The sequence below is a fragment of the Intrasporangium sp. genome (genome assembly GCF_032907665.1).
Lineage (GTDB): Bacteria > Actinomycetota > Actinomycetes > Actinomycetales > Dermatophilaceae > Intrasporangium.
On sequence record NZ_JAJJPG010000056.1, the window covers coordinates 1 to 5,777 of the forward strand.

Here is a 5,777-nt window from a genome sequence, read left to right on the forward strand (position 1 = left end):
GACGAGGAGTCGCGCCTGCTCGTCGAGCGGACCCACGAGGCGATGATGCGCGGCATCAAGGCGGCCCGGCCGGGCCGCGAGATCAATGTCATCGGCCGGGTCATCGAGAGCTACGCCAAGCGGTTCGGCTACGGCGTCGTCCGCGACTTCACCGGCCACGGCATCGGCCTCGAGTTCCACTCCGGGCTCATCGTCCCCCACTACGACGCAGCGCCCCACTACGACACCGTCATGGAGCCCGGGATGACCTTCACGATCGAGCCGATGCTCAACCTCGGCGCTCCCGAGTGGGAGATGTGGGACGACAAGTGGACCGTCGTGACCAAGGACGGCCGCCGGTCCGCACAGTTCGAGCACACGATCGTCATCACCGAGGACGGGAACGAGATCCTCACCCTGCCCTGAGCGCACCTCCCTGCCGACGACTGACCACGACCCCGAGGAACCCACTGACATGGCCACGAAGGGCAACCCACTCGGCATCGACATCGGCGGCAGCGGCATCAAGGGCGCCCCCGTCGACCTCGAGACCGGCAAGCTCGTCCATCCGCGCCTTCGCATCGACACGCCGCAGCCGGCCACCCCCGACGCGGTGGCCCGGGTGGTCGACCAGATCGTCGACGCCTTCGCCGACGAGGCCGGCGACTCCCCCATCGGGGTCACCGTGCCCGCCGTGGTCATCCGCGGAACCGTGCTCTCCGCCGCCAACATCGACCCCTCGTGGGTCAACACCGACGCGCAGGCCCTCATCAAGGAGCACACGGGCCGCTCCGTCACGGTCCTCAACGACGCCGATGCCGCCGGACTGGCCGAGCTCCACTACGGCGCCGCAAAGGGCGAGAACGGCCTGGTCATCCTCACCACCCTCGGGACCGGCATCGGCACCGCGCTCATCTACGACGGCCGGCTCATCCCCAACTCCGAGCTGGGCCACCTGGAGATCGACGGCTACGACGCCGAGGACCGGGCAGCGTCCTCGGTGAAGGAGCGCGAGGGTCTTTCGTGGGACGAGTGGATCGAGCGGCTCCAGCGCTACTACGAGACGATCGAGATGCTCTTCTCCCCCGATCTCATCGTCGTCGGCGGTGGCGTCTCCCGGGAGTCGGACAAGTTCCTGCCCAAGCTGCGGCTGCGCGCACCGATCATCCCCGCCACCCTGCGCAACAAGGCGGGCATCATCGGCGCCGCGCGCCTCGCCTCGGACGTCGCGCACTGACCGACGTCAGTCCCCCCTGAGGGTCAGGAGCAGCTCCGGGGCCTGGCGCTCGTAGGCCTTCGCGCCGAGCCGGAGCCCGAGAAGGACGTAGCCGACCCCGATGGCGACCCCGCCGACGAGGGCCGGCCACCCGGCCCAATCGTTGCCGAGCCAGGCGAGCAGTCCCAGCGCCTCGACGGGGGCGGCGAGCAGGAGTGTGCCGATACTGGCGATGGTCTGCGAGAGCAGCGTCATCCCCGTCGCGCCCGGTGGGGTCTGGAACGGACTGTCTCCCGGTTTGGGCACGGGATAGGGAAGCACGACGCTCATCACCGAGGACAGGGCATAGCCGGCGCCGAGCAGGGCGGCGGAGATCCCGACGATGACGGGCAGCAGGTCCCAGCGATCACCGAGCCAGGCGCCCGCAACGGAGTAGGCGGCGATGAGCGGCACCGCGAGCAGCATGTTGGGCAGGATGCGCCCCAGCCGGTCGGCGCGGGCGGGGAGGCTCGACGCGACGTGCATCCAGAAGGCGGTCGACTCGAAGGCCACGGAGTTGTGCTCGGCCCAACCGAGGAGGAACGCGGCCAGCGGGGCCATGAGGAGCGGCACCCACACCAGGTCCGCCGTGAAGAACGGGACGAGCAGCACCAGAGGGACGAAGGGCGTGAGGAACATCGAGACCTGGTAGCGCGGGTCACGGGCCCAGTAGGTCAACGTGCGGGCGGCCACGGCCCAGGCTGGGTCGTCCGGCACCCGCCCGAGCACGCCGAGATCACCTGCCGCCGTCCCCAGCGAGCCCCGACGAGCCACCCCTCGCGGCGCCACCACCTGACGACGGACGGCCCGGTCCCAGAGGCCCACCGTCACGACGAGACCAACGAGGGCGAGGGCGAGGCGCAGCGCCCCGGTCACGCCCTCGCCCGCCGCGACGTCGCCCGGCGCCGCCCAGGCCCAGCCGAGCGGGGTCCACCCGACGACGGCCGCAGCTGTCTCGGCGAAGCCGACCCAGTCCGCTGCCGCTCTGCCCAACACCGACACGACCGGGAGCACCACGGCGAGCAGCAGGACCCCGAGGATGGCCGTCACGTCCCTGCCCCTCCGGCTCGAGACCGCACCGGTCGCCAGCAGGGACACCCACCGGCTGACGGTGACCGCGGTGAGGATGCCCACGGGCACGGCCACGAGAGCGGTGAGGGTCGACCACCCCGTCTGGGACGAGGCGACGATGACGCCGAGCCCGAGGGCCACCGACGCCAGTGCCGGGAGACCGACGAACGCCGCCAGCACGAGGCCGACGGCCAGCTGCCGCGGAGGGACCGAGAAGGTCGCGAAGCGAGCGGGGTCCACCGTCGGGTCCGAGCCGAATGCGAAGATGGGCAGCACGGACCACAGGACGATGCCTGCCGCACCCCCGAGGACCACGACGAGACGGGCCGCCTCGGGCGAGCCACGCAGGGTGGCGACAGCGACGGCCAGACCGACGACGACGAACGCACCGTAGAGCAAGCCGAGGATGAGTCCGATCGCCTGGGCACGGCTGCGGCGGAGACTGTTGCGGAGCAGGTCGACCTTCAGTCGGACGAGGTGCGCAACCACGCGAGGCCCTCCACCTCGGTCGTGCCGCCCACGAGGTCGACGAATCGGTCCTCGAGGCTGCCCCCGCCGCGCACCTCGTCCAGAGTGCCCTGGGCCAGGACGAGCCCGTCGGAGATGACCGCCACGTGCGTGCAGATCCGCTCGACGAGGTCCATGACGTGGCTCGACAGGATGACGGTCCCGCCGGTCGCGACGAAGTCGGCGAGGATCCCTCGGATCGTCGCTGCGGACACCGGGTCGACCGCCTCGAAGGGCTCGTCGAGGACGAGCACGCGGGGCGCGTGCACGAGGGCGGTGGCCAGGGTGACCTTCTTCGTCATGCCCGCGGAGTAGTCGACGACGAGCTTTCCCTGGGCCTCTGTCAGGCCGAGGGCGGCGAGCAGCTCGCCGGCCCGGGCCGTCGACACGTCGCGCGGCAGGCCGTGGAGCAGCCCTGCATAGACGATGAGCTGGAGCCCCGTGAGCCGGTCGAAGGTGCGCAGCCCGTCGGGCAGGATGCCGAGCAGTCGCTTGGCCCCGACCGGGTCGGACCACACGTCGTGTCCGAGGACGAAGACCTCGCCGGCGTCCGGTCGCAGCAGCCCAGTGGCCATCGACAGCGTTGTCGTCTTGCCGGCACCGTTGGGTCCGACGAGGCCGAAGAAGGAACCGCGCGGGACGTCGAGGTCGATCCCCTTGACGGCGATGACGTCGCCGAAGCGCTTGCCGAGCCCGCGCATGGCGATCGCAGGTCCTGCTGATGGGGCGCCTTGCGGCGCAGGCAGATCCGGTGGCTGGGTCATCTCTCTCCCCCGAGTTGGCGTGCGGCCGGTCCCGTGCTGGGCCCTGTCAGAAGGCGCCGGACTCACCGTCAGCGAGGTAGCGCAGGGTCAGTCCGTCGACCCCGGCGAACGACTCGATGTGGCCGGTGTACATCTGCTTCCCCCGGTCCGAGAGCAGCGCGTCGTGGATCGGGACGATCATCCTCGGCGCGATCCGGGCCACGAAGGCGATCGAGTCCCGGGTGGCGCACCACGGCGCGTTGAGCGGATGGGCGAGGACGTCGACGGGGCCGGGCTCGGCGTCGTAGGCATCCCCCGGATGGAAGAGGACCGGCTCGCCGTCGGCGCGAAGGACCATGCCGACATTGGGGATGCGCGGGGTCTGGTCGTGGTTGAAGGCGTGCAGCTCGCCGACCGGCCGGACCGAGACGTCGCCGATCTCGAAGGACTCGTCCTGCCGGGTCGCGACCACCTGGAGCCCTTCGGCCGCCAGCTTCTCCGCCGTCATCGAGTCGGTGTGGACGCTGGCCCGCGGGTTGGCCCGGATCACCCTCGCGGCAGGCCCCGGATCGAAGTGGTCCGGGTGGTTGTGCGTGACGAGGATGGCGTCGAGGTCCGTCAGGTCCTCGAAGCCCGCCGAGAAGTTACCCGGGTCGATGAGGATGCGCCGGTCGGCCATCTCGACGAGCAGGCAGGCATGTCCGAGGTGAGTCACTCGCATACGCCAAACCTAGGCCACGGGCTGAGTGGGGAGAACATCGACGCCGTATGCCGCTGGGCCGGCTCTGCCGCCACCCACCGTCTGCACGTGGACGCGTGGGCGGGCCCAGCGGCATACGGCATCTCGGTGGACCGGATGCCCGTCGGGCTCACGCCGTGGTCTCACCGACCGGCGCGTGATGGGTGAGCGGCTCGGGTGCGGTCAGCCACGGCACGACTCCGACGAGACACACGAGCCCGGTGACGAGGAAGGCCGTGCCGAAGCCGAAGACGTCCGCGACCACACCGATGAGGATCGGACCGACGATCGCGCCACCGTCCTGGGCCATCTGGAAGGTCGACAGGACCCGTCCCCCGTTCCGCTCGTGGCCGACGACATCGGCGACCGCGGCCTGCTGGGCCGGGTTGACCAGGCCCGCACCGACCCCGGAGAGCAGGGACAACCCGAACAGCACGGCGAGACCCACGCCGACCGACAGGGCGGGGTGCTGCGCCACACCGAGCAGCCCCATCGTCGTCCCCATGACGAGGAGCCCGCCGATGACGAGGGGCCGACGCCCGATCCGGTCGGCCAGACGCCCGGACACCTGAAGCGTCGCCGCAGTGCCCACCGCGCCGATCGCGAGGGCCGCCCCGGCGACCCACGGCTCGTCGAGGACGGCGATCGCGAGCAACGGCAGCACGGCCATCCGCACCCCGAAGTTGGTCCAGCCGTTGGCGACGCCGGAGGCGAGCACGGCGCGGTAGACCGGTGACCGCCACGCCTCGGCAAGAGTGACCACGTCGCGGTCTGCCCGGTTCTGAGCCGGCTCGAGGCGAGCGCCGCCCAAGCCGATGGCGACGACCGCGGCCGCGATGACCAGGGCGACGGCATAGACGATGAAGGGCGCTCGCAGACCCAGACCCGCGAGCAGGCCCCCCAGCACCGGGCCGATCATCCCGCCGATGAGGAACGCGGAGCCATAGGTCGAGGAGACGCGTCCCCGGGCGCTCGGCGGCGCGAGACGGACGAGCAACGCCATCGCCGAGATGGTGAACATCGTCGACCCGATGCCACCGAGCCCCCGGAAGACGAGGAGCTGGACGTACGACTGCGCGAAGGCCGTCGCGAAGGACGAGGCCGCCACGATGAGCAGGCCTGCGAGATAGATAGGACGCTCCCCCAGACGGCTGACGAGCTCGCCACCGACGGGTGCGAAGACGAGCCGGAAGAAGGCGAAGGCCGAGACGATGACGGAGGCTGCAGCGACGCCGACGTCGAAGGAGCGTGCGTAGGCCGGCAGGACCGGCGACACGATCCCGAAGCCGATCGCGATGACGAACGCGGCACCGACGAGGATCCAGATCTCCCGCGGAATGGCTGTCCGAGCAGGAGCAGTCGCTGTGGGCATCTCACCATTGTTTCGTTCGAGTGGATTCCGGTGGCTGGGCCACCAGTGGGGTCAGGGCGGGTCTAGCGGGTCGGGAACGGGGGTGAACGGAGTCAGGAGGCCGGTCAGGAG

Annotated in this window: 6 protein-coding genes; 2 read left to right on the forward strand and 4 right to left on the reverse strand. The window is 70.8% G+C overall.

The genetic code is table 11. The features are described from left to right. Both LOY02_RS10075 and ppgK read left to right on the forward strand, forming a co-directional pair. A partial coding sequence (locus LOY02_RS10075; RefSeq protein WP_317182224.1) for a M24 family metallopeptidase occupies positions 1-405 on the forward strand: 405 nt, incomplete at its 5' end. Between the two features lie 49 nt (positions 406-454). Then, positions 455-1,216, forward strand: coding sequence for a polyphosphate--glucose phosphotransferase (ppgK, locus tag LOY02_RS10080; protein ID WP_317182225.1), 762 nt, complete (start codon positions 455-457; stop codon positions 1,214-1,216). A 6-nt stretch (positions 1,217-1,222) separates the two neighbouring features. On the opposite strand, the gene LOY02_RS10085 is transcribed toward ppgK, so the two are convergent. The 4 genes from LOY02_RS10085 to LOY02_RS10100 form a co-directional block, all read right to left on the reverse strand. Continuing rightward, positions 1,223-2,794, reverse strand: coding sequence for a hypothetical protein (locus LOY02_RS10085; RefSeq protein WP_317182226.1), 1,572 nt, complete (start codon positions 2,792-2,794; stop codon positions 1,223-1,225). Next, positions 2,770-3,576: an ABC transporter ATP-binding protein gene (locus LOY02_RS10090; protein ID WP_317182227.1), complete on the reverse strand. Its 807-nt coding sequence runs from the start codon at positions 3,574-3,576 to the stop codon at positions 2,770-2,772. Before LOY02_RS10090 ends, LOY02_RS10085 begins: the two co-directional genes overlap by 25 nt. 46 nt (positions 3,577-3,622) lie before the next feature. Then, a complete protein-coding gene (locus LOY02_RS10095) occupies positions 3,623-4,276 on the reverse strand; it encodes an MBL fold metallo-hydrolase (RefSeq protein ID WP_317182228.1) in 654 nt (217 codons plus the stop codon). 148 nt (positions 4,277-4,424) lie between these two features. After that, positions 4,425-5,666 carry an MFS transporter gene (locus LOY02_RS10100; protein ID WP_317182229.1) on the reverse strand — a complete coding sequence of 414 codons (1,242 nt, stop codon included), beginning with the start codon at positions 5,664-5,666 and terminating at the stop codon, positions 4,425-4,427. Positions 5,667-5,777 lie beyond the last annotated feature (111 nt).

Excerpts from the sequence above, each read along its gene's own strand:
- ppgK (WP_317182225.1), top strand. The coding sequence starts at position 455 with ATGGCCACGAAGGGCAACCCACTCGGCATCGACATCGGCGGCAGCGGC.
- LOY02_RS10090 (WP_317182227.1), bottom strand. The coding sequence starts at position 3,576 with ATGACCCAGCCACCGGATCTGCCTGCGCCGCAAGGCGCCCCATCAGCA.
- LOY02_RS10095 (WP_317182228.1), bottom strand. The coding sequence starts at position 4,276 with ATGCGAGTGACTCACCTCGGACATGCCTGCCTGCTCGTCGAGATGGCC.
- LOY02_RS10100 (WP_317182229.1), bottom strand. The coding sequence starts at position 5,666 with ATGCCCACAGCGACTGCTCCTGCTCGGACAGCCATTCCGCGGGAGATC.